This window comes from Nocardioides sp. Z22_16 (genome assembly GCF_058134365.1).
Genome location: NZ_JBYTTI010000007.1, coordinates 1 through 23,098, shown reverse-complemented (window position 1 = coordinate 23,098; position 23,098 = coordinate 1). Strand labels below are relative to the sequence as shown.

Below are 23,098 nucleotides of genomic sequence, written 5' to 3'. Positions count from 1 at the left end.
CGCTTCTCCTCCGGCACCCAGACGCGGCTCGCGCCGAGGTCGCCGACCAGGCGCTCGACGAGCTCGCGCTCCTCGGGGCCGGCGGTCACGCCGAAGACGCAGCCGGCCAGCCGGGGCAGGTCGACCTCGGTGCCGGTGAAGGTCATCGCCGGGTGCAGCGCGACCGGGCGGGCACCCAGCGCGGCCGCGTCGGCGAGCACCGCGAGACCGTGACGGCCGGAGGTGTGGACGACGTACTGACCCTCGCGCAGGGACCCGCTGGCCGCGAGCATGGAGACGACGTTGCCGAGCATGTCGTCGGGCACCGTGAGCAGCAGCAGGTCGCAGGCCCGCGCGACGGCGCTGGGCTTGTCGACCGGCACGCCTGGCAGCAGCGTCTCGACGCGGCGCCGCGAGGCATCGGACTCCCCTGCGGCGGAGACGACGTGGTGGCCCGCGGCGCGCAGCGCGGCGGAGAGGACGGCGCCGACGCGGCCAGCGCCGACCACGCCCACCCGGAGGGGGGTGGCAGTCATGGGTGGACCTCTCGTTTCAGTCCCGCCGACCACTCCTCCGCCGGGGGGCGGGAAGCCGGTACGGGTACCAGACGATGTGGCTCTTGTGTGTGCTGCTCTTGTGCGGGTGCTGCGGTGTGCGGGTGCTTCCTGTTCAACGACGAGGTTACGTGGATGCTTCCATCGTGTGAACAGGGTGGCACGTGACCTGGGCCACGTCGCTCGCGCGAGAAGGCTCAGCCGACGGCGTGCGCCGGGTCGTCCACCACGAACGGGCGGGGCGCCCGCGGCAGCCAGTCGTGGGTGACGTGATCGACCACGTGCACCCCGTCGGGCGCCACGATCTCGACGACCCCCTCGGGGACGGTCCCCTCCTGCAGCGCGTTCCAGACGGTCCACTCGCGGCGCTTGCGCCGGTTGCGCAGGCTGGTCGCGAAGGACTGCGGGTCGGTCCAGTGCGCGAACTCGTCGCCGTCGAGCCACTTCAGCTCCACGCAGAGGCCCTGCGGGAGGGCGAACATCTCGAACCGGTCCGGAGTGGTCCGGATCTCCCACTCGGGGGCCTTGGAGTAGACGTAGTCCGGGCCCATCGGGAAGCCCCACTCCTCGATGTTGCGCAGACCGAGGTCGAGGAAGGCGCGGCGGGCCGACTCGACGTAGAGCCCGTGGCGGGGGAAGCGGATCACCGCGTCGGTGGCGCCGACCTGCCAGGACAGGTCGCCCATCGAGACCTCGCCCTCGGTGGTGAGCACCATGTCGCCGTCCCACTTCCAGCTGTAGCTGGTCCGGACGTGGGAGAAGCACCAGTTGTAGAAGTAGGCCAGGGAGTGCACCGACCGCTCGTGCACCGCGAGGTGCTCGGCTCCCGCCCGGGCCACGTCGAACGGGTAGTGGGCCAGGGTGAACCGGTCGGCGAGGCCGGTCTCGGCCACCACCCGCAGCGCCTCCTCGGGAGTGCCGTCGGAGGAGTTGTTGTCGACCAGCAGCACGTGGTCGACCACGCGCAGCAGCGGGGGCAGCACGAACCGCAGCCCGGGCGCCTCGTCCTTGACCCGCAGCACCGCGGTCGCCCCCCGGCGCAGTCCGCCGGGGCGGCGCCAGGGCCAGGTGATGTCGAAGTCGCGGTGACCCTCGAGGTTGGCGAGGCCCTCGCCCTGGCCGATCGGGATCATCCCCGGGCCTCGGGCTGCCGGTCCCGCTCCCGACCCAGCGCCTTGCGCACGCCGCGGCGCAGCGACGGCGGGATCTTGGCCCGGACCTCGTGGGGAACCAGGTCGGTGAGCGCCGCACGGGGCGGCGCGGCGTCGCGCTCCTGGGCGTCGTGGCGCGCCTGGGCGAGGCGCGCGGCCACCACCGACGACCTGGAGATCGCCTCGGACTCCTCGTAGAGCGCGGTGTAGGCCTCGCGGAGCTGGTCGAAGGTGGCGTGGGCCGTGGGGGTGTCGCCGCCCTCGTCGGCCAGCTTGTTGAGCTCCGCCCAGGTCTCACCGACCAGGTCGTGGAGCCGCGGGGGCAGGGCCAGGTCGTCGAGCGTGGTGGTGACCCGGCGCAGGCTGGGGTCGATGAACCGGTGCACCTCGCGGATCTGGTCGCTGCGGGTGTGGATCACCGACTGCACGTCGAGCTTGTGGCCCAACGCCATCGTGGTCCGCACCCAGTCGCTGAGCAGGTCCTCGTAGCGCACGAAGGCGCGTCCGCCGCCCACGTGGGAGCCGCTGAGCGCCTCGCGGGTCGCCTTCTCGGTGTGCAGCAGCATGTTGAGCCAGCTCGCCGCGAGGTGGGCCGAGCCCAGCTTGTTGGCGTAGTACTTCTGCTTGCTGCCGACGACCTCGGCGGGCGGACGGAGCATGGTCGCGAAGACCGGGGTGGCGCCGGTGCGGATCGCCGCCACCCGCCACAGGCCCAGGAACCAGCTCAGCCGCGGGTCCTTGACCACCAGCTCCGGGTGCTCGGCGAAGTGGGTCTCGAGCCACTCCGAGACGCGGATGCGGGCGGGCTCGCGGCTGGAGATCCGGCCCGTCTCGAACCAGGCGCTGGGCCGGGCGTCGCTGACCTGGACGTCGACCTCGCGCAGCCAGGCGTCGTGCACCTCCACCGCCCACCTGGGCTCCCCGAACCCCTTGGGGTTGGAGGCGTCGGCCTCCACCTCGGGCTTGGGCACGTGCATGCCCAGCAGGCTGAGGATCCCCGCCAGGGTGCTGGTGCCGCTGCGCCCCGCGCCGGCGACGAAGAGCACCTTCCGCGGCACGCCCTCGGGGTTGAGCTCGTCGATGGCACGGGCGCGGCGCTCCGTGGCGGTCGCGCCCGCGGTGGCGCTGCCGTTCGCGCTGCCGGTCTCTGCTCCAGTCACGGTCGGTGAGCCTATCCGAGGGGGCGGCTGGATACCCTCGCCCCATGAGGTGGTCCCTTCGTCTGCGCAGACAGGCGCCCGTGGTGGGGGTGGTGGTCCCGGCGTACGGCGTGGAGCAGTGGCTGCCGGAGTCCCTGGAGAGCCTGCTGGCCCAGGAGCACACCGCGTGGCGGGCCGTGGTGGTCGACGACGGGTCGCCCGACCGCAGCGGCGAGGTCGCCGAGCAGTACGCCGCCCGCGACGACCGGATCCGGGTGCTGCACACCCCCAACGGGGGTCTCGGCGCCGCCCGCAACGCGGGCGTGGCCGCGCTGCTCGGCGACCCCGACGCCCGGATCGACCACCTCGGCTTCCTCGACTCCGACGACGTCCTGCCCCCCGACGCCCTGCGCCGGCTGGTGGGCTCGCTGGAGGCCAGCGGCTCGGACTTCGCGGTCGGCTCGGTGCTCCGCTGGGAGGCGGCGCCGCCCGACGGCGCCGGCCTGCACGAGCCTCCATGGCTGCGGCGGCTGCACCACCCGCCGCGAGTGGGGGCGCGGATCGCGGACCATCCCGAGATCCTGGGCGACGTCTTCGCCTGGAACAAGCTCTTCCGCCGCTCCTTCTGGGAGTCGGCCGGCCTGGCTTGGCCGGAGCGGATCCACTACGAGGACCAGCCGACGACGACCCGGGCCTACCTGGCCGGGTCGTTCGACGTGCTCCCCGAGCCGGTCTACCACTGGCGGATCCGCACCGACGGCACCTCCATCACCCAGCAGCGCCGTTCGGTGGAGGACCTGGTCGACCGGTGGGCCACCAAGCGGATGGCGCTGGCGTCGGTCCGCGAGCACGGCGACCCCCGCGTCACCGAGATCTTCGTCGACCGGGTGCTGCCCGGCGACCTGTGGCGCTACTTCGAGCTCCTGCCAGGCTGCTCGGACGCGTGGTGGCAGCTGCTGCGCGACGGGGTCGGCGAGCTGTGGGGCGAGCGCTCGCTGGTGCACTCCGGCCTGCCGCCGGTGCACCGGGTCTGCGCCTTCCTGGTGGAGCGGAACCGTCGTGAGGACGCCGAGTCGCTGATGACCTGGTTCGCCTCCCTGGAGGGTCCGGCCCCGCGGACCCCGAGCGGCGAGCGGCTGGCGATCCCGCCCGCGGTGATCAGGCCGGCCAGCGTCCCCGACATCGCGCTGGAGATCAGGTCGCACGAACGATGAACGACCTCTACCGTGAGTGTGTGGAGTGCCACGTCCTCAGGGGCACCGGATGACCGACACGGCGGCGCGCGAAGAGGCGACCGGCGCCGCGGACAGCGGGCCGGGCGACGCCCCGGTGACCTCCCGCCGGGCGCGGGTCCTCGCCATGGCGGGCTACACCGTCGCGCTCGCCGCCTGGATCGAGCTGGTGGAGCTGCCCAAGTCGGTCTACCAGGCGTTCACCTGGATCTGGCTCGCGCTCATCGCCTGGAACATCCAGGCCCCGTGGCGCTCCCACCTGGCCTTCCTCCGCGACTGGTCGCTGCCGCTGGCGGTGCTGACCTTCTACCTCTTCAGCCGCGGCCTGGCCGACGACCTCGGCCTCGTCACGGTGCACGTGACCGAGCCCATCGCGGCCGACCGGGCGCTCTTCGGCGGCGTGCTGCCCACCGAGTGGCTGCAGGCCGAGCTGTGCGGCGTCCCGTGCGAGCGGACCGCACCGCGGGCCTGGTACGACGTGGTGCTGACGACCGTCTACTACTCCCACTTCTTCGTCGCGCCCATCACCGCCGCGGTGCTGTGGGCGCGACGCCGGGCCGCCTGGGTGCACTTCATGCGCCGCTACCTCGCGCTCAACATCTTCGCGCTGCTCGTCTACATCGCCTACCCGATGTCCCCGCCGTGGCTCGCCTCGCACCACGGCTACCTGACCGACGACATCGCCCGGATCACCGGCCGCGGCTGGTACGACCTGGGCCCCGGCAACTTCCACGACACCTTCTCCGCGGCCGGCAACCCGGTGGCCGCGATGCCGTCCCTGCACGCGGGCATCGCAGCCTTCGTCGCGCTGTACGCCTTCTCCCGCAGCAACGCCGCGCTCCGGGTCGTGCTGGTCGCCTACCCCCTGGTGATGGCGTTCGCGCTGGTCTACTACGCCGAGCACTACGTGGTCGACGTCCTGGCGGGCTGGGTCGCGGCGGCGCTGGTGCTGTGGGGCTGCGCGCGCTGGGAGGGCTGGCGGGCGCGCCGCGAGGCACCGCGCCCGGCCCCTGACGCCACGGCGGTCAGCTGACCAGGCCCTCGGACTCCAGGAACTCCGCCGCGACGTCCTGCGGCTTGGCCCGGTCCACCGAGACCTGCTGGATCAGCCCGGCCAACGTCTCGTTGTCCAGGGCGGCCATCAGGTCCTCCAGCAGGGGGCCCACGTCGGGGTTGGTACCGAGGAACTCCGTGGAGAGGGCCGGCACCAGGTTCTGCGCGGGCTGGATGCCCTGGTCGTCCTCCAGCAGCACCAGCCCCTGCTCCTCCAGGGTCCCGTCCAGGGTGCCGGTCTGCCCGAGGTCGGCCTCACCGTCGAGCACCGCCTGGTAGGTCTCGGGGCTGCCGTAGCCCAGGGGGAGCAGGGTGGTGACGTCGATCCCGTAGACGTCCTGGAGGCCCTTCTCGCAGTCGTCGCGCCCCTCGCAGTCGGGCGCCGCGGCCAGCACGGTCGGCTCGCCCTCGAGGTCGGAGAGGGTGGTGATCCCCTCGGCCTCGGACCGCTCGGCGGTGATGAAGTAGGCGTTCTGCGAGGTCGCCTCCGACGGGGCCAGCAGGGTGATCCCGGCGGCCTCGAGCAGCGGCGCCGCCGCCTCGACCGACTCGGTCGGGTCGTTGGTGGTGATCGGCTCGGCGTCGGCGCCCTCGGCGGCGGCGTTGAGGTAGTCGGAGATGCCGGCGACGTACTCCGGGACGACGTCGACGTCGCCGGGGAACTCCGCCATGTAGACCGAGCGGGTGCCGACCAGCCGCGTCGTGACGTCGTACCCGGCCTCCTCGAGGACCTCCTCGTACATCGCGGCGACCAGGGCGGCCTCGGGGAAGTTCTGGCTGGCCACGGTGACGGCGCCGCGGTCCTCCTCGGCGTCCCCGCCCCCGTCGGCGGAGAGGTCGTCGCCGGCGCAGGCGCCCAGCAGGAGGAGGCCGGCGAGGGCGGCCGCTGCGGCGCCCCGGCGCCGGAAGGTCGTGACGGACGTTCGGTGCATGGACTTCTCCTCGTTGTCGTGGCTCAGCCGCTCGCCGCGGAGAGCTGGGCCCGGCGCGCCGCACTCCGCTGTACCCCACCGGCGCCGATCTCCAACACCAGCGCCATCGCCGCGACCACCACCGCGCCGGCGAGCCCCTGGCCGTAGTCGTTGCGGTAGAACCCGTCGGTGATGACCCGGCCCAGTCCGGGGCCGGCGACCAAGGCGGCGATGGTGGCGGTCGCCCACACCTGGACCAGCGCGAGCCGGACGCCGGCCACCACCAGCGGCAGGGCCAGGGGCAGCTCGACCCGCCAGAACTGCTGCCGTCCGGTCATCCCCATGCCCCGGGCGGCCTCCTTCACCTCCTGCGGCACCTCGGTCACCGCCACGTAGGAGGCGGTGATGAGCGGCGGCAGCGCGAAGAGGGTCAGGGCGATGAGGGTGGCGGCCCCGGCCCGGCCGTAGGGGCCCAGCGTCGCGCTGCCCGGCCAGTCGGCCGCGACCAGGATCGCCAGCAGCGCGAAGGTCGGGACGGCCCGTCCGACGGCGGAGACGTTGATCGCCACGAAGCCGCCCCGGCCGAGGTGCCCGAGCCACAGCGCGACCGGGAGACCGAGGAGCACGGCCGCCACCAGGGCCGTGCCGGTCAGCAGCAGCTGTTGCCAGAGCAGCTCCAGCATCGCGCCCGGACCCCGCCAGCTGCCGGGGTCGGTCAGGTACTCCCACATGTCGGCGAAGATGCTCACGGCCGGCCCCTCACACCCGGGTCCAGGGGGTCAGCGAACGCTGCAGCACGACCAGCACGCCGTCGAGCACCACCGCCAGGACCACGCAGAGGACCGCGGCGGTGAGCACCTGGGCGCGGAACGACTCGGCCACGCCCGTGACGAGCAGGTTGCCCAGCCCGCCGTGCGAGACCAGCGCCCCCACCGTGGTCAGCGCGACGGTGGAGACCGACGCGACCCGGATGCCGGCCATCAGCACCGGCAGGGCGAGCGGGAGCTCCACCCGCAGCAGCTGGCGGGTGGGGGGGTAGCCCAGCCCGCGGGCCGCCTCCCGGACCTCGTCGGGCACCGCCCGGAGACCGTCGAGGAAGGCGCGGACCAGGATCGTCAGCGCGTAGAGCGCCAGACCGATCACGACGGTGGTGGCCGTCAGCCCGGTGAAGGGCACCAGGAGCGGGAAGAGCGCCAGCGACGGGATCGTGTACAGCCCGCTCGAGAGCCCGGTCACCGCCGACTCCAGGCGCGGCACCCGGCGGGCCAGCAGGGCCAGCGGGAGGGCGACCAGGAGCCCGAGCAGCACCGCCGAGAGGGTCAGCGTCACGTGCGAGCCCAGGGCGGAGAGGATCTCCTGGCGGCGGTCGACGAGGTAGTCGGTGCAGAGCCACTCGTTGCGGAGCCGGCTGTAGCAGCTCGGCTCGGCCGCCTGCGGGGCGAGCCCCGCGGACACCAGTAGGGTCACAGCATGGACGCTACCGGGTCGGAGGCTGACCGGACCACGGGTGGGACGCCGATGCTGCAGCTGGTCGGCGTCGGCAAGACCTACGACGACGGGTCCGTCGCCGTGCACGAGCTCGACCTCGACGTCGCCCGTGGCGAGCTGGTCTGCCTGGTCGGCCCCTCGGGCTGCGGGAAGTCGACGACGCTGAAGATGATCAACCGTCTGATCGAGCCCACCACCGGCCGGATCCTGCTCGACGGCCAGGACGTCACCGGCATCGACCCGCACGCGCTGCGCCGCGACATCGGCTACGTGATCCAGCAGGTGGGGCTCTTCCCCCACCAGCGGGTCGAGGCCAACGTGATGACGGTGCCGTTGCTCCACGGCGAGTCCAAGGCGACCGCCCGCGAGCGGGCCCGGGAGCTGCTGACGATGGTGGGCCTCGACCCCGACCTCTACGGCCGGCGCTACCCCCACCAGCTCTCCGGGGGGCAGCGCCAGCGCGTCGGGGTGGCGCGGGCCCTGGCCGCGGACCCGCCCGTGCTGCTGATGGACGAGCCCTTCGGCGCGGTGGACCCCGTCGTCCGGACCCGGCTGCAGGACGAGTTCCGCCGGCTCCAGCGCGACCTGGGCAAGACGGTCGTCATGGTCACCCACGACATCGACGAGGCGGTGCGGATGGGCGACCGGGTCGCGATCCTCGCCGTCGGCGGCCGGCTCGCGCAGTACGGCACCCCCCAGGAGCTGCTGGCCCACCCGGCCGACGACTTCGTGGCCGACTTCGTCGGCGCCACCAGTGGCCTGCGGCGGCTGGCGGTCACGAGGATCGACGAGGCGCACCTGGAGCCGCTGGAGGGGGTCACGGCCGGCCAGCTGGGCGCGGCGATCGACATCGACTCCACCCTGGAGGAGGCGCTGGCGATGATGATGCGCGACGACAGGTCGATGATCGGCGTGCGTCGCGGCCCGCGCTTCCTGGGAGTGCTCACCCCCGCGGGCGTGCACGCCCAGCTGCGGGCCTCGCTCAGCCGCTGACCGGCACGTCCTTGTGCCAGGACTCGGTGACGTACCTGGTGCCCCACCCCATGGAGACGTAGAGCCCGTCGGCCCCCGTGGAGGAGTCGGCGTCGACCTCGAGCCCGACCCGGTCCCGGCGGCGAGCGGCCGCGTCGGCGATCACGGTGCGCAGCAGCCCCTTGGCCACCCCACGGCCGCGCGCCGACTCCAGCACGCCGAGGTAGGAGACGTAGGACCCGTCGGGCCCCCGCACCGACTCCGAGACGGTGCCCACCAGCGCGCCGCAGGGCTGCGGGGCACCGTCGTCGTCGATCAGCTCGGCCAGCCACCAGTGGTCCCAGCGGTGGCCGGGGTCCTCGCGGAGTCGGTGCACGAACTCCTCGAAGGTCTCCTCCGAGGAGTTGAAGTGGTCGGTGAAGGCGCCTTCGAGGACGTCGTGCACGGCGCGCAGGTCGGCCTCGTCGGGCATCCCGTCGCCCTGGCGGCCGACCGACCGGAAGCGGACGCCCCGGTCCTCCCACAGCTCCGGGTCGTCGACCAGCTCGGCCTCCTCGGCGCTCACCGGGCGGGTCATCTGCCACCAGGTGCGGACCTTCTCGAACCCGCGGTCGAGCAGCCACGCGTGCTGGCGCTCGTCGTCGGGGAAGGTGCCGGTGTCGATCTGCTGCACCTCGAGCCCGCGGGCGGCCCCGACGGCGCGCGCCTGGCTCTCGGCCCACTCGAAGAGGACCCGCGAGCTGCGCCGCGCCTCCACCTCCGGGAGGGTCCGGTCCACCACGTGCACCAGGAGCATGCGGCCCACGGAGCGGTCGTGGACGCTGGCCCAGGCGCGGATCAGGCCCGCGGTGTCGCGGATCACCAGGTTCTCCCGCATCGCCAGGCCGTGCGGGGAGACCTCCACCAGCACGTCCTGCTCGGTGGCGGCCGGCCAGCCGCGGCCGGCGCGCTCGTGCTCGCGCAGCAGCCAGGTCAGGCGGGCGACGTCGGCGGCGTCGGTGCCGTCGGGGGGCTCAGCGGTCCACCCCTCGGGGAGGCCGGGGTCGTCGGGCAGGGCGGTGTCTGGATCGCTCTCGAACCTGTTGTCGTCGGGGATCACCCTGCGATTCTTCCTCACCGCGTCGCCACGACGTGACAGTCCCCCACGTCCGGCGCCCGACACAGTGGGTCGGGGCCGATCGCGGGGGACCGTGGGAAGCGGTCAGGCGCGCTTGTAGGCGGCCTGGTTGGCGGCGGCCTGCCAGGCCTCCAGCTCGGCGCGCAGCGCGTCCAGCTCGGCCTCCAGCTCGGCGACCCGGACGACGGCCTCGGCCGCTCGGGTCTCGGAGTGCTCGAGCACCCCGCTGAGCTTGAGCCCCTCGAGCTCGGCCACGTCGGCCCGGCGGGCCTCGGTGTTCATCTTCAGCGTCGCGGTGGCCGCCCGCTCCAGCGCCTTGCCGAGCTCGCTCTCGAGCTGGCCGATGGTCTCCTCGCGCTGCGCGATGCGGGTCTGCATGTCGGCCGCGAAGGCCGCGCTCTCCGCGGTGCGGCGAGCGGTGATGTCGCGGTAGGCCTGCGCCTGCTGCGCCCTGTCCATTGCGGCGTCACGGCGCGTCTGCACGAGCTCGGAGTAGGTGATCCGGGTCGCGGCGGCGCCGAGGACGAGGGCGGAGAGGGCTCCGACGAGGACCAGCACGAACTGGCCAGTGGCGATCGCCCCGAACACGAGGGCGGCCGCGAGCAACAGCAGGCCGGAGGCGACGGTGACACGCGTGCTGCGCTGACGTCGGCGGGCGCTGGAACGAGCAGACGGGGAAGTCATGACCCTCAGGCTAGAGGTGAGGGTTCGCTTTGGGCACGCGACACGCGCGTTCGAGCAACTTGCCCGTGATCACGACGGCCGCGCCACCTGCCGCGGCGACCGCCGCGTGCCTGATCCGCTCGTCCGCCAGCTCGGCTGGCGACCCCAGCCAGGAGATGAGGTAGCCGGTGTAGATCCCGCCCACCAACGCGCCCACCAGGATGCAGGCCCGGGCCAGCACCAGGCGGTTGACCATCTGCCTCGGCACCAGCCGCTCGCGCCGCACGTGGACCGCGCGCCAGGTGATCAGGGCGACCGCCCCCAGGATGGCGGCCACGAAGAAGAGCAGGAGCCCCTGGGTCCAGGACAGGACGGGGGCCGTCCCGGAGACGCGCTCGGCCACCGGGTGCCAGAGCCACCCGAGGAAGAGCCCCAGCACGGTGGCGCCGGCCATCGGGCCGGGACCCAGCGGCCGCAGGTGTGCCGGCGAGACCCCGCCCGGCGCCTCGTCCCCCGACTCCGGGGAGTCGGGGTCCAGGTCGTCGGGGGGCTCGGGCGGCAGGGAGGTCATCTCACCAGGACGTGTCGACGGGCGGCGGGGCCGACCGGGCCGTCAGCTCATCTCGAGCGTCAGGTCGTCGCGCCGCCGCACGCCGGAGAGGTCGACCTTCTCCAACAGCTCGGCGATGGGACCGCTGTCGAGCAGCACCGCGTCGGGCTCGAGGTCGTGCCACGGCTTGAGCACGAAGCCCCGCTCGTGCGCCCGGGGGTGCGGGAGCCTGAGCAGGTCGTCGTCGGCGCGGCGGTCGCCCACCTGGACCAGGTCGACGTCGAGGGTGCGGGGGGCGTTGCGGACGTCGCTGCGCTCGCGGTCGAAGGCGTTCTCGACGGCCAGGGCACGCTCCATCAGCCGGTGGGCCGGGAGCGTGGTGTCGAGCAGCACGACGGCGTTGAGGTAGGTCTTGGAGCCCTCGGGCGCATCGACGGGCTCGGTCTCGTAGACGGGCGAGACGCTGGTGAGCCAGACGTCCGGGGTGTCCGCCAGCGCGTCCACCGCACCCTGCAGCGCCGTCATCCGCTCGCCGAGGTTGGATCCCAGCGCCACCACCACTCGGCGGATGGGGTGCATCTCCCCCGTCAGCGCATCCGTGTCGACGATGTGCGGGTTGGGCGTCTCGGTCACTGGTGGTTCCCCTTGTTCCTGGTGATGGTCAGCGTCACGTCCCGAAACGTGGCGTCGATGGGTGCGTCCGGTTTGTGCAACCGCACCCGCGCCCATTCAACACGGTCCTGCTGCAGGGCCACGTCGGCGAGGCGTTGGGCGAGGGTCTCGATCAGGTCGACGGGGTCGTTCTCCACGGCGTGCTTGACACGCTCCACGAGGCTTCCGTAGTCGACCGTCTCCTGCAAGTCGTCCGTGCGGGCTGCGGTCCTGGTGTCGAGGCCGAGGGTCAGGTCGACGACGAACTTCTGCCCCTCGCGGCGTTCGAAGTCGAAGACGCCGTGGTGCCCCCAGCACTCCAGCCCGGCGATCGTCAGCTCGTCGCTCATCCGGCTCCCCCCTCCAGTCGCTGCCACACCTTCAAGGCGTCGAGGGTCGCACGCACGTCGTGGACGCGCAGCCCCCAGACCCCACGTCGGGCCAGCAGCAGCGAGAGCGCGGATCCCGCGTGCTCGCGGCCCTCCAGCGGCCGTGGCGCCCCCTCGGCGTCGGCCAGCAGGGTGCCGAGGAACCGCTTGCGGGAGGGCCCGACCAGCAGCGGCAGCCCGAGGTCGGCGAGCTCGTCGAGACCGCGCAGCAGCTCCCAGTTCTGCTCCGAGGTCTTGGCGAAGCCGAGACCCGGGTCCAGGACGAGGCGCTCGTCGGGGAGCCCCGCGGCGCGGGCGGCCTCCAGCCGGGCGGCGAGCTCCTCCCGCACGCCGGCGACGACACCGTGCTCGTAGCGGGTGAAGGAGTCCATGTGGTCGGCGTGCGCCCGCCAGTGCATCGCGACGTAGGTGGCGTCGGAGTCGGCGACCACGCTGAGCATCCCCGGGTCGGCCAGGCCACCGCTGACGTCGTTGACGATCCTGGCCCCCGCCCCGATCGCGGCGGCGGCGACCTCCGCCCGCATGGTGTCGACCGAGACGACCGCACCGTCCGCGGCCAGGTCCTCGATCACCGGGACGACGCGGTCCAGCTCCTCGGCGACCAACGGGCGGGTGGCGCCCGGCCGGGTCGACTCCCCGCCGATGTCGAGGAGGTCCGCGCCCTCGGCGAGCAGCTCCCGGCCGCGGGCGACCGCGGAGTCCCGGTCGGCCCACCGGCCGCCGTCGGAGAAGGAGTCGGGGGTGACGTTGATGATGCCCATCACCAGCGGCCGGCCCGCGGGCTCCGGGCGGGTCACCTGGTGCCGGAGCGGATCAGGGCCATCGCCTCACTGCGGGTGGCCGCGTTGTGCATGATCCCGCGCACCGCGGAGGTGATGGTGCGGGCGCCGGCCTTGCGGACGCCGCGCATGGTCATGCAGAGGTGCTCGGCCTCGATCACCACGATCACGCCGCGGGCCTCGAGGATCTCGGTCATCGCGTCGGCGATCTGGGTGGTCAGCCGCTCCTGCACCTGCGGGCGCTTGGCGTAGACGTCGACCAGCCGGGCCAGCTTGGAGAGACCGGTGATCTTCCCGCTCTCGGCGGGGATGTAGCCGACGTGGGCGACCCCGGTGAAGGGCACCAGGTGGTGCTCGCACATCGACCACAGCTCGATGTCGCGGACCAGCACCATCTCGTCGTGGCCCAGGTCGAAGGTGGTCGTCAGCACGTCCTCGGGCTGCTGGCGCAGCCCCTGGGTCAGCTCGGCGTAGGCGCGGGCGACGCGGGCCGGGGTCTCGCGCAGGCCCTCGCGCTCCACGTCCTCCCCGAGGGCGGCGAGCAGCTCGCGCACCGCCGCCTCGGCACGGGCGTGGTCGAACTCCGGGACCTCCGAGGGATCCCGGTAGGCCACGCCGATCGGGTCGGTCATGCAGGCGCCCCCGGGGTCGGCGGCGTGCCGGTCGGCGGCACGTCGCCGTGCATGTCGCCGCCGCTGCCGGGCGGGGTCAGGATGACGCCGCCCTCGTCGACGCGGTCGCCGGCGACCGTCCCGTTGGCCTTCGCGCGGTCGCGGATCGCCTGCGGGATCTCCACCGGCGGGATGTCGGAGGGGGTCCGCGTCGGGGAGCCCGTCCACGCGGGGCGGCGCGGACGGAGCCGGAGCGCCTCGAAGATCCGGGCGATCTCGGCCTTGTCGAGGGTCTCCTTGTCCATCAGCTCCAGCACCAGCGCGTCGAGGACGTCGCGGTTCTCCACCAGGATGTCGAAGGCCTCCTGGTGGGCGGTGGCCAGCAGGTTCTTGGTCTCCTCGTCGACCGCCGCGGCGACCTCCTCGGAGTAGTTGCGCTGGTGCCCCATGTCGCGGCCCAGGAACGGCTCGCCCTGGGTCTCGCCCAGCTTGATGGCGCCCAGGCGCTCGGTCATGCCGTACTGGGTGACCATCGCGCGGGCCAGGTTGGTGGCCTTCTCGATGTCGTTGCCGGCGCCCGTCGTCGGGTCGTGGAAGACCATCTCCTCCGCGGCCCGGCCACCGAGCATGTAGGCCAGCTTGTCGAGCATCTCGCTGCGGGTGGTGGAGTACTTGTCCTCGTCGGGCAGCACCATCGTGTAGCCCAGGGCCCGTCCGCGCGGCAGGATCGTCACCTTGTGCACGGGGTCGGTGCCGGGGAGCGCCGCGGCCACCAGGGCGTGCCCGCCCTCGTGGTAGGCGGTGATGAGCTTCTCCTTCTCGCTCATCAGGCGGGTACGGCGCTGCGGCCCCGCGATCACCCGGTCGATGGCCTCGTCGAGGTTCTCGTCGGTGATGAGCTTGGCGTTGGTGCGGGCGGTGAGGAGCGCGGCCTCGTTGAGCACGTTGGCCAGGTCGGCGCCGGTGAAGCCGGGGGTGCGCCGCGCCACGCTGAGCAGGTCGACGTCGTCGGCCATCGGCTTGCCACGCGAGTGCACCTTGAGGATCTGGTGGCGGCCGTTGAGGTCGGGGGCGTCGACCTGGATCTGGCGGTCGAAGCGGCCCGGGCGCAGCAGTGCGGGGTCGAGGACGTCGGGGCGGTTGGTCGCGGCGATCAGGATCACGCCGCCGCGGACGTCGAAGCCGTCCATCTCGACCAGGAGCTGGTTGAGGGTCTGCTCGCGCTCGTCGTGACCGCCGCCCATGCCGGCGCCGCGGTGGCGGCCGACGGCGTCGATCTCGTCGATGAAGACGATCGCCGGGGCGTTCTCCTTCGCCTGCTCGAAGAGGTCGCGGACCCGGGAGGCGCCGACGCCGACGAACATCTCGACGAAGTCGGAGCCGGAGATCGAGTAGAAGGGGACGCCCGCCTCGCCGGCCACGGCACGCGCCAGCAGCGTCTTGCCGGTGCCGGGCGGGCCGTAGAGCAGGACGCCCTTGGGGATCTTGGCGCCGACGGCCTGGAACTTCGCCGGCTCCTGGAGGAACTCCTTGATCTCGCCGAGCTCCTCGATGGCCTCCTCGCAGCCGGCCACGTCGGTGAACGTCGTCTTCGGCATGTCCTTGGTGATCAGCTTGGCCTTGGACTTGGCGAACTGCATGACCCCGCGGCCACCGCCGCCCTGGGCCTGGTTCATCAGGAAGACGAAGAGGAGGACGATCAGCACGAAGGGGAGCAGCGTCAGCAGGATCGAGCCGAAGACGCTCGGCTTGGGCACCTCGGTGGTGTACTCGCTGATCGTGCCCTCGTCGACGCCCTTGGCCACCGCCTTCTCGATCTCGGCCTGGGTGCCGTTGAGCCAGAAGGCCACGACCTTGTCCGAGCCCTTGCGGGCGCCCTCGTCGAGGGTGGCGCGCATCTCCTGGTCGCCGTCGACGAACGTCATCTCGTCGACCTTGCCGTCGGCGATGTAGGCGTTCATCTCCGACGTGGTGATCTCGTCGTACCCGTCGTTGGGCGCGAAGAGCTGGATGGCCAGCAGGACACCGAGGGCGGCGATGACCATCCACAGCCAGGGACCCTTGAAAATGCGCTTCACAGGCTTCTTTCGCGATCAGGACGACGGACGGGTGTGAAGGAAGACGTTACCCGCCGAGTCCCAGCCGTCCCCACGGATGGTTCAGGAGTAGACGTGCGGAGCGAGGGTGCCGATGTCGCGCAGGTTGCGGTAGCGCTCGCGGTAGTCGAGGCCGTAGCCGACGACGAACTCGTTGGGGATGTCCCACCCGACGTACTTCGGCTCCACCGGCATCGACATCGCCTCGGGCTTGCGCAGCAGCGTCGCGATCTCGATCGAGGCGGGGTTGCGGGTGCTCAGGCTGTTGACCAGCCAGCTCAGGGTGAGACCGGTGTCGATGATCTCGTCGACGATCAGCACGTCGCGGCCGCTGATGTCGGTGTCGAGGTCCTTGAGGATGCGCACCACGCCGCTCGACTTGGTGCCGGCGCCGTAGGAGCTGATCGCCATCCAGTCCATCTCCACGTGCACGGGGAGGGCGCGAGCCAGGTCGGCCATCACCATCACCGCCCCGCGCAGCACCCCCACCATCAGGATCTCGCGCCCCTCGTAGTCGGCGGCGATCTGCTCCGCCATCTCGGCGAGCCGCTTCTGGATCGCCTCCTCGGTGAAGAGCACGTTGACCAGATCGTTCTCGACGTGGGTGGTCTCCATGACGAGAACCCTAACCCGGCCCGTCCGGCACGCCGGAGACCCGCTCGAAGTGCACCCGGTCGGCCCGGCGCACGGCGCGCACGTGGCCGGGCAGCTCGACCCACCGCTGGCCCCGCCACCGCGTCACCAGCTCCTCCAGCGCGAGCACGTGGGCGTGGAAGAGCTCACCGTCGCGCGCGCCGGCCCGCAGCGCGGCCAGCCGCAGCACCCGGCGGCGGACGGCGGAGGGGTGCGCGGCCAGCGCCGCGACCCCCAGGGCGCCGCCCTGGGCCGGGTCCGCCTGTGCCGGGGCCGCCTGTGCCAGCGCCGCCTCGGCCAGGTCGTCGAGCGCCTCCATGTCGGCGCGCAGCGACTCCGCGGTCCGCGCCAGGGTCTCCGCGACACCCGGCCCCAGCTCGCGCTCCAGGAGCGGGAGCACGTCGTGGCGCACCCGCGACCGCAGGAAGCGCGGATCGGCGTTGTGCGGGTCGGTCCAGAAGTCGAGCCCCTGGGCCGCGCAGGCGGCCTCGGTCTGGGCCCGCCTCAGGTCGAGCAGCGGACGGGCGTAGGTCGTGGCGTCCCGCTCGAAGACGCGGCGCATGCCGGCGATCGACCGGCCACCGCTCCCCCGGGTGAGCCCCAGCAGCACCGTCTCGGCCTGGTCGTCGAGGGTGTGGCCCAGCAGCACCGCCGTCGCGCCGCAGCGTGCGGCCACCTCGCCGAGCACGGCGTACCGCGCCTCGCGGGCCGCCGCCTCGGGCCCCTGGCCGAGCGCGCTCACCCGGACCCGGGCGCTGAAGGTCTCGGCGACGCCGAGGGCCTCCATCTGGGCCACCACCCGGGCGGCCTGCTCCTCGGAGCCCGCCTGGAGCCCGTGGTCGACCGTCACCCCGACCACCCGGGTCGGCCGGCGCCCGTCCCGCTCCCGCGCCTCGAAGACGCAGGCGGCGAGCAGGGCGAGCGAGTCGGCGCCGCCGCTGCAGGCGACGAGGACGACCTGCGGCGGCGCGGTGCCGGCGGCCAGGCCGGCGAGGGTGCGCCGGACCGCCACCCGGGTGGCGGCCACCGCCGGGTCAGGACCGGCCACGGCTCGCGGGCCTCAGCCGTGGACCCGGGCGACCCACGACCCGGGGTCGTGGATCTCGGCCTTGGTGGGAAGGTTGCCGGCCTCGGCCCAGACGGCGTTGAAGCCGTCCATCCCGACCTGGTCCACGACCGTGCGGACGAAGACGGCACCGTTGCGGTACTGCGCCATCTTGGCGTCGAGGCCCATCAGGCGGCGCAGCAGCTTGTCCAGGACTCCGACTCCGCCGCGTCGCTGGTCGAACCGACGCCGGATCGCGGCGACCGAGCCGATGACCTCGGGGCCGACGCCGTCCATCACCACGTCGGCGTGGCCCTCCAGCAACGACATCACCCCGGTCACCTGGTCGATCAGCTGCCGCTGCTCGGGCGTGCCGACCAGCTCCAGCAGGCTCCTGCCCTCCTTGCCGCGGACGAGCTCGGAGGCCTTGGCGAGGAGCTCGGTGGCCATGGCGTCGGGCTGGACCGAGCCCACCACCTGCTCCATCAGCGAGAAGAGGTGCTCGCGCATCCACGGCACCGCGGTGAACTGGACCCGGTGCGTCTCCTCGTGGAGGCAGACCCAGAGCCGGAAGTCGTGCGGGTCCGCGGCGAGCTCGCGCTCGACGTGGACGACGTTGGGGGCGACCAGCAGCAGCCGCCCCGCAGGTTCGTGGAACGGGTCGAACTGACCCAGCACCTTGCTGCCGAGGAAGCCGAGGAGCACCCCGACCTCGACCGCCGTGACCCGGGAGCCGACGGCCTGGGTGACGCCCCGGGGTGCGCCCTTCCGCTCGGCGAGGCGGTCGGCGAGCGGGTCGATGACGCGGGCGAAGCTGTCGGCGTTGGCCTGCACCCAACCGGCGCGGTCGACGACCAGGAGGGGGGCCGAGCCCGAGGCGGCCTCCAGGCCGGTGAACTCCGCGACCAGGCCGGTCGAGCGGTCGGCGCCCCGGCGCAGCTCGGCGACGGCGTCGGCCGCCTCCGCGGCGCTCACCTGCGGGCCGGGGCCGGCGGCGCGTGCCCCGATCCTCGCGGCGAGCTCCCAGTCCACCATGCCCTGTGACGTCATGGGGCGACCCTAGCCGCCGCCCCCCGACGGGGCCGGTGCCTGCGGGAGGCCGCAGGAGCAGGCGGCGAGCGAGGCGGCCACGGCGTCGAGGGCCTCCCGGGCGTCGAGGCTCCGGTCGGCGGGCACCCGGTCGGCGGCGAGCACGAAGGCCATCACGGCCCCCTCCTGGTCGGCGACCAGACCGGCCAGCGCGTGCACGCCGGTGAGGGTCCCGGTCTTGGCACGGACCCGCCCCGGGCCCTCGGGCGCGCCCTCGCCGAAGCGCAGCGCCAGCGACCCGCTGAAGCCCGCCACCGGGAGGCCCTCGACCACGGCGCGGAGCCGGGGGTGGGCCGGGGAGGCGGCCAGGCGCACCACCTCCAGCAGGGTGCGCGCGGAGATCCGGTTGTCCCGGGAGAGACCGGAGCCGTCGTGGACCTCGTCGCCGGAGACGTCGAGACCCAGGCCGGCGAGCGACTGCACGGTCCCGGCCGCGCCCGCCTCGAAGCTGCCGACCCCGGAGGTGGCGAGTCCGACGTGGTGGGCGAGGACCTCGGCGGTCTCGTTGTCGCTGACGTCGATCATCCGCGCGACCAGCCGGTCCAGGGGGGCGGACTCCACCGCGGCCAGCTCGGCGACTCCCGGCGGGGCGACGGCAGGGCGGGGGCGGCCGACCACCCGGACCCCGGCGTCGCGCAGCGCGTCGGCGAAACGGGCGGCGGCCTCGCCGGCCGGGTCCTCCACCCGGCCCCAGCCGGAGTCGTCGCGACCCTGGTCGACCCAGAGGGGGACGATCGGCGAGACGATGCCGTCGCGGACGTAGTCGGGCCGCCAGTGCGCGCTCTCCTGGGGCCCGGTGAAGAGACTGGTGTCGTAGCGCAGGCGCACCGTGGGGGCGCCGCCGTCCGGGGAAGGCTCGGCCAGGAGCGCCTCCGCGGTCAGCCGGGCCAGCGTGACGACGTCGGCCCCGGAGTCGTCGGGCTCGGAGTCGTCGGGCTCGGTGGGCTCGGCGGCGAGCAGCGGGTCACCCCCGCCCACGAGCACCACCTGTCCCGGGCGGGCGCCCTCGAGGACGCGGGTCCGGAAGCGGGTCTCGGGTGGCATCACCGTGAGGGCGGCGACACCGGTGAGCAGCTTGGTGGTCGAGGCGGGCAGCACCCGTCCGCGCCCTCGGGTGAGGACCGGCTCACCCCCCGCCAGATCGGCCACCGCGGCCACCACGTGGTCGCCCAACGCGTCGTCGCGCAGTCCGTTGCCCACCGCCTCGCGCACCGCGGCGGGGTCGAGGGGCCCGGGCGTCGCGGGCTCGGCCACCGGCATCGGCGCCGCCGGGGCGGGCAGCGCCAGAGCCGGGCCGGGTGCGGGGCCCTGCCCCGGCTCGCTCCCCCACCCCAGGTAGGTCGGTCCCCAGCCCTGCTGCCCGGCCACGGCGGCAGTGCCGAGGAGGGCCAGGACCAGCAGCGTCGGCAGCCAGTGAGCGACCCGGCCGGGCCCACGTGGGCGCGCCGGAGAGGTGTGGCCTGCGTCACGTCGCGCCACGGCTGCGTCCTCCCAACTGTGTGTGAGCGCCCATTGTGCGCGACAATCACCCCCGTCACGTCCCGGGGACTCTTCTGGCGGTTGTCACCGCCCTGCAGGCGAAGCTGGTCGACGTGGACCACAACCGCTGACGTAGAGATGACGAGGTGAAAGCCGTGCTGGAGTTCGACGTGCTGGTCGAGATCCCCAAGGGTGAGCGCAACAAGTACGAGGTCGACCACCACTCCGGGCGGCTCCGTCTGGACCGGATGCTCTTCACCTCGACGGCCTACCCGGCCGACTACGGCTACATCGAGAACACCCTGGGCCAGGACGGCGACCCGCTGGACGCGCTCGTCATCCTCGGCGCCCCGACCTTCCCCGGCTGCCTGATCGCCTGCCGGGCGATCGGCATGTTCCGGATGACCGACGAGGCCGGCGGCGACGACAAGGTGCTCTGCGTGCCCACGCACGACCCCCGCATGGAGCACCTGCAGGACATCGGCGACGTGTCGAAGTTCGACCGGCTCGAGATCCAGCACTTCTTCGAGGTCTACAAGGACCTGGAGCCGGGCAAGTCGGTCGAGGGCGCCGAGTGGGTCGGCAAGGACGAGGCGATCGCCGAGGTGCACGCCTCCTTCGAGCGCTTCAAGACCGAGGGCCACGGCGACGACGTCGCCAACCTCGCCGACGACAGCCTGGGCGAGAAGAACTCCTGACACCGGCCCCCTCCGGGCCCTGAGCCGGGTGCGCAGCGCGGGACCTCCCGTGCCGCGCACCCGGTTCCGTCATCTCCGGGAGAGTGCCGCCTCGACGTCGAGCGCCCGCAGCTTCTCCGGGTTGCGCACCAGGTAGAGCGCGGTGACCCGCCCGTCCTCGACCAGCATGGTGGCGATCCCGTCGGCCACCCCGTCGAGGACGAACCGCATCGCCGGCGCGCCGTTGAGCCACATCGGCTCCAGCACGGCCGACTCCGGGCGGACGCCGGTGAGGAAGCGCAGCACCTTCTCCACCCCCACGATCGGGCGGAGCGCGGCGTGCACCCGCCCGCCGCCGTCGGTGGTGAGCACCACGTCCGGGGAGAGGACGTCGAGCAGCTGCTGGAGGTCACCGGTCTGCGTGGCGACCCGGAACCGCTCGATCACCTCCCGCGCCTGCTCGGGGTCGACCCGGGCCCGCGGCCGGCGCGCGGCCACGTGCTCGCGAGCCCGGTGGGCGAGCTGGCGCACCGCCGCGGAGCTGCGCCCCAGCGTCCGGGCGATCTCGTCGTGCGGCAGGTCGAAGACCTCGCGGAGCACGAAGACCGCCCGCTCGGCGGGGGGCAGGGTCTCCAGCACCAGCAGCATCGCCGTCGAGACGCCCTCGGCCAGCACCACGTCGTCGGCCACGTCGGGGGCGGTGAGCAGGGGCTCCGGCAGCCAGGGCCCGACGTACTCCTCGCGACGCCGCGACGCCGCGCGAAGCCGGTTGAGCGCCTGCCGGGCGGTGGTCCGCACCAGGTAGGCCCGCGGGTCGCGCACCTGGTCGTGGTCGACCTCTGCCCAGCGCAGCCACGTCTCCTGCAGCACGTCCTCGGCATCGGCGGCCGAGCCGAGCATCTCGTAGGCCACGGTGAAGAGCAGGGTGCGGTGGCGCACGAAGTCGTCGGCGGCACCCCCTGCCGCGTCCCTCGGCTCGGCGTCCTCCGGTCCGGTGTCGCTCACCCGGTCGAGGGTACGGCGAGCGGCAGCTCGCAGACGTCGGAGTAGCCCTGGCTCGCCAGCCCCATCGCCGAGTTGAACCGGGAGCGCTGGTTCTCCACGGCGACCATCATCGTCAGCTCCACCACCGCCGCGTGACCCAGCGCCCGGTCCAGACCGGCGACCAGCTCGTCGGTCACCGCCGGCGGGGTCGCCGTCATCGCCTCGGCGTAGGCCATCACGTCGCGCTCGAGCGCGGAGAAGACCCCGGACTCCCGCCACCGGGGCACCTCGCGGACCTTCGCCAGGTCGAGCCCCTCCTCGCGGGCCATGAAGTAGCCGAAGTCGAGGCACCAGGAGCAGCCGATGCTGCCCGCGGAGGCCATCACGGCGTAGGTCTTGAGGTGTGCGTCGAGCGCCGACCAGGACGCGACCTTGCGCTCGAAGCCGAAGACCGCCCTCGTCACCGCACGGTTGTGCCAGAGCACGTAGGCGTTGTCGGGCACCTTGCCCCACATCCGCCGGGCGAGGCGGGTCATGACCGCGCCGTAGGCGCCGTCGGGTCGGGCCTGGGGGATCCGGAACCTGCTGGACATCTCTGCTCCATCCGTCGAGCGCCCGGCCGGTGCCGGGCTGTCGACATGGAGACACCGCCCGGCCACGTTCTGTGACACCACGTGCGTGACAGCACTGATCCATCGCACTCACGACCGACCTACCTGCGTCGGGCGAACCTGACGTCGCCGTGGGGCAGGCGTTGGTGCAGGTAGCGGTCGTCGTGGACGAGGTGGTGGTGGTGCGAGCAGAGGAGGATCCCGTTGTCGAGGTCGGCGGTGCAGGCCAGGCGGCGGATCTCACCGGGGCTCACGGTCTCGCCGGTGGGCAGGGTGCCGTGTCCCACGCCGCGGGTGCGGGTGGCCAGGTCCACCGTGACGACCAGGGTCGTGGCGAGCCCACCGCGCAGGGGGAGGCGTGCGGGGTCGAGGCCTTCGAGGAGCGAGCAGAACGCCCGGCCCAGGCGCACGGGGTAGGGAAGGCCCTCGCCGGTCGCGTCCGCGGCTCGGAGCGGGCCGTCGGGAGCGGAGTCCAGCTCCTGCTGCTTGCGCGGGTTGGTGAAGGCCTCGAGGTGGGTGAGGAGCCGGCTCGCAACGGCGTCGGGGACGCGTGCCTTGACCAGGGTGGTGTCGTCGCCGAGCCGCTGGCTGGACAGGGTGGTCACGCGGCGCGCGTGCCGGTCCTGGTCGGCGAGCCTGCGGGCCTCGGCCTCCTCGGCCACGTGCGGGACCAGCACGTCGAGGATCGTGGCGGCGATCCTGGCCAGGTCCCGCGGGTCGAACTCGGCCGCCTTCTCGAGCAGGTGAGCCTCCGCCAGGGCCAGGAGCTCGACGACGCGAGCGGGGGTCATGGGCGGACCGACGGAGTCGTCGCCGACCAGGTCGCGCAGCGTCGCGGTCAGGTCGTCGAGCCCCCGGACGATCACCTGGGCCTGGCCGGGGTTGACCTCGCCCGCGGCCAGCGCTGCGCCGACCCGCTGCCACCGCACCTCGCAGGCGGCGGCGAGCTGCTGCTCACGTCGGGCGGTCGAGCGATCGCCCCTGGTCTGCCTGGCCAGCCAGGCGGCGACGTCCCGGTCGCCCTCCGCCTCGGCGACGTCGCCGGCGGACGCCATGACCCGCATCTTCAGGGCGGCGACCCGGCGACCGGTCAGCTCACGGTCCACACACGCATCATCGTGGGGTACTACGGCCGAAGACCCATCCGCTCCGGCCAACGCCAGCGACTGTGTGATGTCTCGGGACATTGGTGACAGTTCTGGGTCAGGACATCGGTGACGGTTCATGTCTCATGACTTGGGTGAC

25 protein-coding genes are annotated in these 23,098 nt (G+C 73.2%); 4 read left to right on the top strand and 21 right to left on the bottom strand.

Annotated elements, in window-relative coordinates; translation table 11 throughout:
* The 3 genes from AC3X7R_RS18750 to AC3X7R_RS18740 all read right to left on the bottom strand — a co-directional run.
* On the bottom strand, positions 1-515 hold a 515-nt coding region (locus tag AC3X7R_RS18750), incomplete at its 3' end, for an NAD(P)-binding domain-containing protein (RefSeq protein ID WP_489967209.1).
* A 215-nt stretch (positions 516-730) separates the two neighbouring features.
* A complete protein-coding gene (locus tag AC3X7R_RS18745) occupies positions 731-1,666 on the bottom strand; it encodes a hypothetical protein (RefSeq protein ID WP_489967208.1) in 936 nt (311 codons plus the stop codon).
* Positions 1,663-2,844: a sulfotransferase family protein gene (locus AC3X7R_RS18740; RefSeq protein WP_489967207.1), complete on the bottom strand. Its 1,182-nt coding sequence runs from the start codon at positions 2,842-2,844 to the stop codon at positions 1,663-1,665. The genes AC3X7R_RS18745 and AC3X7R_RS18740 overlap by 4 nt, the downstream gene beginning before the upstream one ends.
* 44 nt (positions 2,845-2,888) lie before the next feature.
* Between AC3X7R_RS18740 and AC3X7R_RS18735 the strand changes: the two genes are divergently transcribed.
* Together AC3X7R_RS18735 and AC3X7R_RS18730 are read left to right on the top strand one after the other, a co-directional pair.
* Positions 2,889-4,037: a glycosyltransferase family 2 protein gene (locus AC3X7R_RS18735; RefSeq protein ID WP_489967206.1), complete on the top strand. Its 1,149-nt coding sequence runs from the start codon at positions 2,889-2,891 to the stop codon at positions 4,035-4,037.
* 49 nt (positions 4,038-4,086) lie between these two features.
* A complete protein-coding gene (locus AC3X7R_RS18730) occupies positions 4,087-5,088 on the top strand; it encodes a phosphatase PAP2 family protein (RefSeq protein ID WP_489967205.1) in 1,002 nt (333 codons plus the stop codon).
* Here the strand turns inward: AC3X7R_RS18730 and AC3X7R_RS18725 are convergent.
* Genes AC3X7R_RS18725 through AC3X7R_RS18715 form a run of 3 tightly spaced genes read right to left on the bottom strand, consistent with a single transcriptional unit; the run spans position 5,081 to position 7,486 of the window.
* Positions 5,081-6,040: an ABC transporter substrate-binding protein gene (locus AC3X7R_RS18725; protein WP_489967204.1), complete on the bottom strand. Its 960-nt coding sequence runs from the start codon at positions 6,038-6,040 to the stop codon at positions 5,081-5,083. The genes AC3X7R_RS18730 and AC3X7R_RS18725 overlap by 8 nt on opposite strands.
* 23 nt (positions 6,041-6,063) lie before the next feature.
* A complete protein-coding gene (locus tag AC3X7R_RS18720; RefSeq protein WP_489967203.1) occupies positions 6,064-6,768 on the bottom strand; it encodes an ABC transporter permease in 705 nt (234 codons plus the stop codon).
* Positions 6,769-6,778: 10 nt separating this feature from the next.
* On the bottom strand, positions 6,779-7,486 hold the full coding sequence (locus AC3X7R_RS18715; RefSeq protein WP_489967202.1) for an ABC transporter permease: 708 nt from the start codon (positions 7,484-7,486) through the stop codon (positions 6,779-6,781).
* A 3-nt stretch (positions 7,487-7,489) separates the two neighbouring features.
* Here AC3X7R_RS18715 and AC3X7R_RS18710 point away from each other — a divergent pair, with 3 nt between their 5' ends.
* Positions 7,490-8,500 carry an ABC transporter ATP-binding protein gene (locus AC3X7R_RS18710; RefSeq protein ID WP_489967201.1) on the top strand — a complete coding sequence of 337 codons (1,011 nt, stop codon included), beginning with the start codon at positions 7,490-7,492 and terminating at the stop codon, positions 8,498-8,500.
* Here the strand turns inward: AC3X7R_RS18710 and AC3X7R_RS18705 are convergent.
* The 12 genes from AC3X7R_RS18705 to dacB form a co-directional block, all read right to left on the bottom strand.
* The gene (locus tag AC3X7R_RS18705) at positions 8,490-9,578 is read right to left on the bottom strand and encodes a GNAT family N-acetyltransferase (protein ID WP_489967200.1); all 1,089 of its coding nucleotides are present in this window, start codon (positions 9,576-9,578) and stop codon (positions 8,490-8,492) included. The genes AC3X7R_RS18710 and AC3X7R_RS18705 overlap by 11 nt on opposite strands.
* A gap of 102 nt (positions 9,579-9,680) precedes the next feature.
* Entirely contained in the window at positions 9,681-10,280 is a 600-nt protein-coding gene (locus AC3X7R_RS18700; RefSeq protein WP_489967199.1) for a hypothetical protein, read from the bottom strand.
* A gap of 10 nt (positions 10,281-10,290) precedes the next feature.
* Positions 10,291-10,830, bottom strand: coding sequence for a DUF3180 domain-containing protein (locus AC3X7R_RS18695; RefSeq protein ID WP_489967198.1), 540 nt, complete (start codon positions 10,828-10,830; stop codon positions 10,291-10,293).
* 42 nt (positions 10,831-10,872) lie between these two features.
* Positions 10,873-11,442 carry a 2-amino-4-hydroxy-6-hydroxymethyldihydropteridine diphosphokinase gene (gene folK / locus AC3X7R_RS18690; protein ID WP_489967197.1) on the bottom strand — a complete coding sequence of 190 codons (570 nt, stop codon included), beginning with the start codon at positions 11,440-11,442 and terminating at the stop codon, positions 10,873-10,875.
* Positions 11,439-11,810, bottom strand: coding sequence for a dihydroneopterin aldolase (folB, locus tag AC3X7R_RS18685; protein WP_489967196.1), 372 nt, complete (start codon positions 11,808-11,810; stop codon positions 11,439-11,441). Before folB ends, folK begins: the two co-directional genes overlap by 4 nt.
* A complete protein-coding gene (gene folP / locus AC3X7R_RS18680; protein WP_489967211.1) occupies positions 11,807-12,610 on the bottom strand; it encodes a dihydropteroate synthase in 804 nt (267 codons plus the stop codon). The genes folB and folP overlap by 4 nt, the downstream gene beginning before the upstream one ends.
* A gap of 32 nt (positions 12,611-12,642) precedes the next feature.
* Positions 12,643-13,260: a GTP cyclohydrolase I FolE gene (gene folE, locus AC3X7R_RS18675; RefSeq protein ID WP_489967195.1), complete on the bottom strand. Its 618-nt coding sequence runs from the start codon at positions 13,258-13,260 to the stop codon at positions 12,643-12,645.
* Positions 13,257-15,317, bottom strand: a complete 2,061-nt coding sequence (ftsH, locus tag AC3X7R_RS18670; protein ID WP_489967194.1) for an ATP-dependent zinc metalloprotease FtsH — start codon at positions 15,315-15,317, stop codon at positions 13,257-13,259. The genes folE and ftsH overlap by 4 nt, the downstream gene beginning before the upstream one ends.
* A gap of 81 nt (positions 15,318-15,398) precedes the next feature.
* Complete coding sequence (gene hpt / locus AC3X7R_RS18665; protein ID WP_489967193.1) at positions 15,399-15,950, bottom strand: hypoxanthine phosphoribosyltransferase; 552 nt, start codon at positions 15,948-15,950, stop codon at positions 15,399-15,401.
* A gap of 10 nt (positions 15,951-15,960) precedes the next feature.
* On the bottom strand, positions 15,961-17,016 hold the full coding sequence (tilS, locus tag AC3X7R_RS18660) for a tRNA lysidine(34) synthetase TilS (RefSeq protein ID WP_489967192.1): 1,056 nt from the start codon (positions 17,014-17,016) through the stop codon (positions 15,961-15,963).
* A 12-nt stretch (positions 17,017-17,028) separates the two neighbouring features.
* Positions 17,029-18,063, bottom strand: coding sequence for a zinc-dependent metalloprotease (locus tag AC3X7R_RS18655; RefSeq protein ID WP_489967191.1), 1,035 nt, complete (start codon positions 18,061-18,063; stop codon positions 17,029-17,031).
* 9 nt (positions 18,064-18,072) lie between these two features.
* Positions 18,073-19,581 (bottom strand): D-alanyl-D-alanine carboxypeptidase/D-alanyl-D-alanine endopeptidase, encoded by a 1,509-nt coding sequence (gene dacB, locus AC3X7R_RS18650; protein ID WP_489967190.1) that lies wholly within the window; start codon positions 19,579-19,581, stop codon positions 18,073-18,075.
* Positions 19,582-19,736: 155 nt separating this feature from the next.
* Here dacB and AC3X7R_RS18645 point away from each other — a divergent pair, with 155 nt between their 5' ends.
* Positions 19,737-20,279: an inorganic diphosphatase gene (locus AC3X7R_RS18645; RefSeq protein WP_489967210.1), complete on the top strand. Its 543-nt coding sequence runs from the start codon at positions 19,737-19,739 to the stop codon at positions 20,277-20,279.
* Between the two features lie 69 nt (positions 20,280-20,348).
* Here AC3X7R_RS18645 and AC3X7R_RS18640 read toward each other — a convergent pair whose 3' ends face one another.
* The 3 genes from AC3X7R_RS18640 to AC3X7R_RS18630 form a co-directional block, all read right to left on the bottom strand.
* Positions 20,349-21,263, bottom strand: coding sequence for an RNA polymerase sigma-70 factor (locus AC3X7R_RS18640; protein ID WP_489967189.1), 915 nt, complete (start codon positions 21,261-21,263; stop codon positions 20,349-20,351).
* Positions 21,260-21,835, bottom strand: a complete 576-nt coding sequence (locus AC3X7R_RS18635; RefSeq protein ID WP_489967188.1) for a carboxymuconolactone decarboxylase family protein — start codon at positions 21,833-21,835, stop codon at positions 21,260-21,262. Before AC3X7R_RS18635 ends, AC3X7R_RS18640 begins: the two co-directional genes overlap by 4 nt.
* Before the next feature lie 119 nt (positions 21,836-21,954).
* Positions 21,955-22,959: a DUF222 domain-containing protein gene (locus AC3X7R_RS18630; protein ID WP_489967187.1), complete on the bottom strand. Its 1,005-nt coding sequence runs from the start codon at positions 22,957-22,959 to the stop codon at positions 21,955-21,957.
* Between the last annotated feature and the right edge of the window lie 139 nt (positions 22,960-23,098).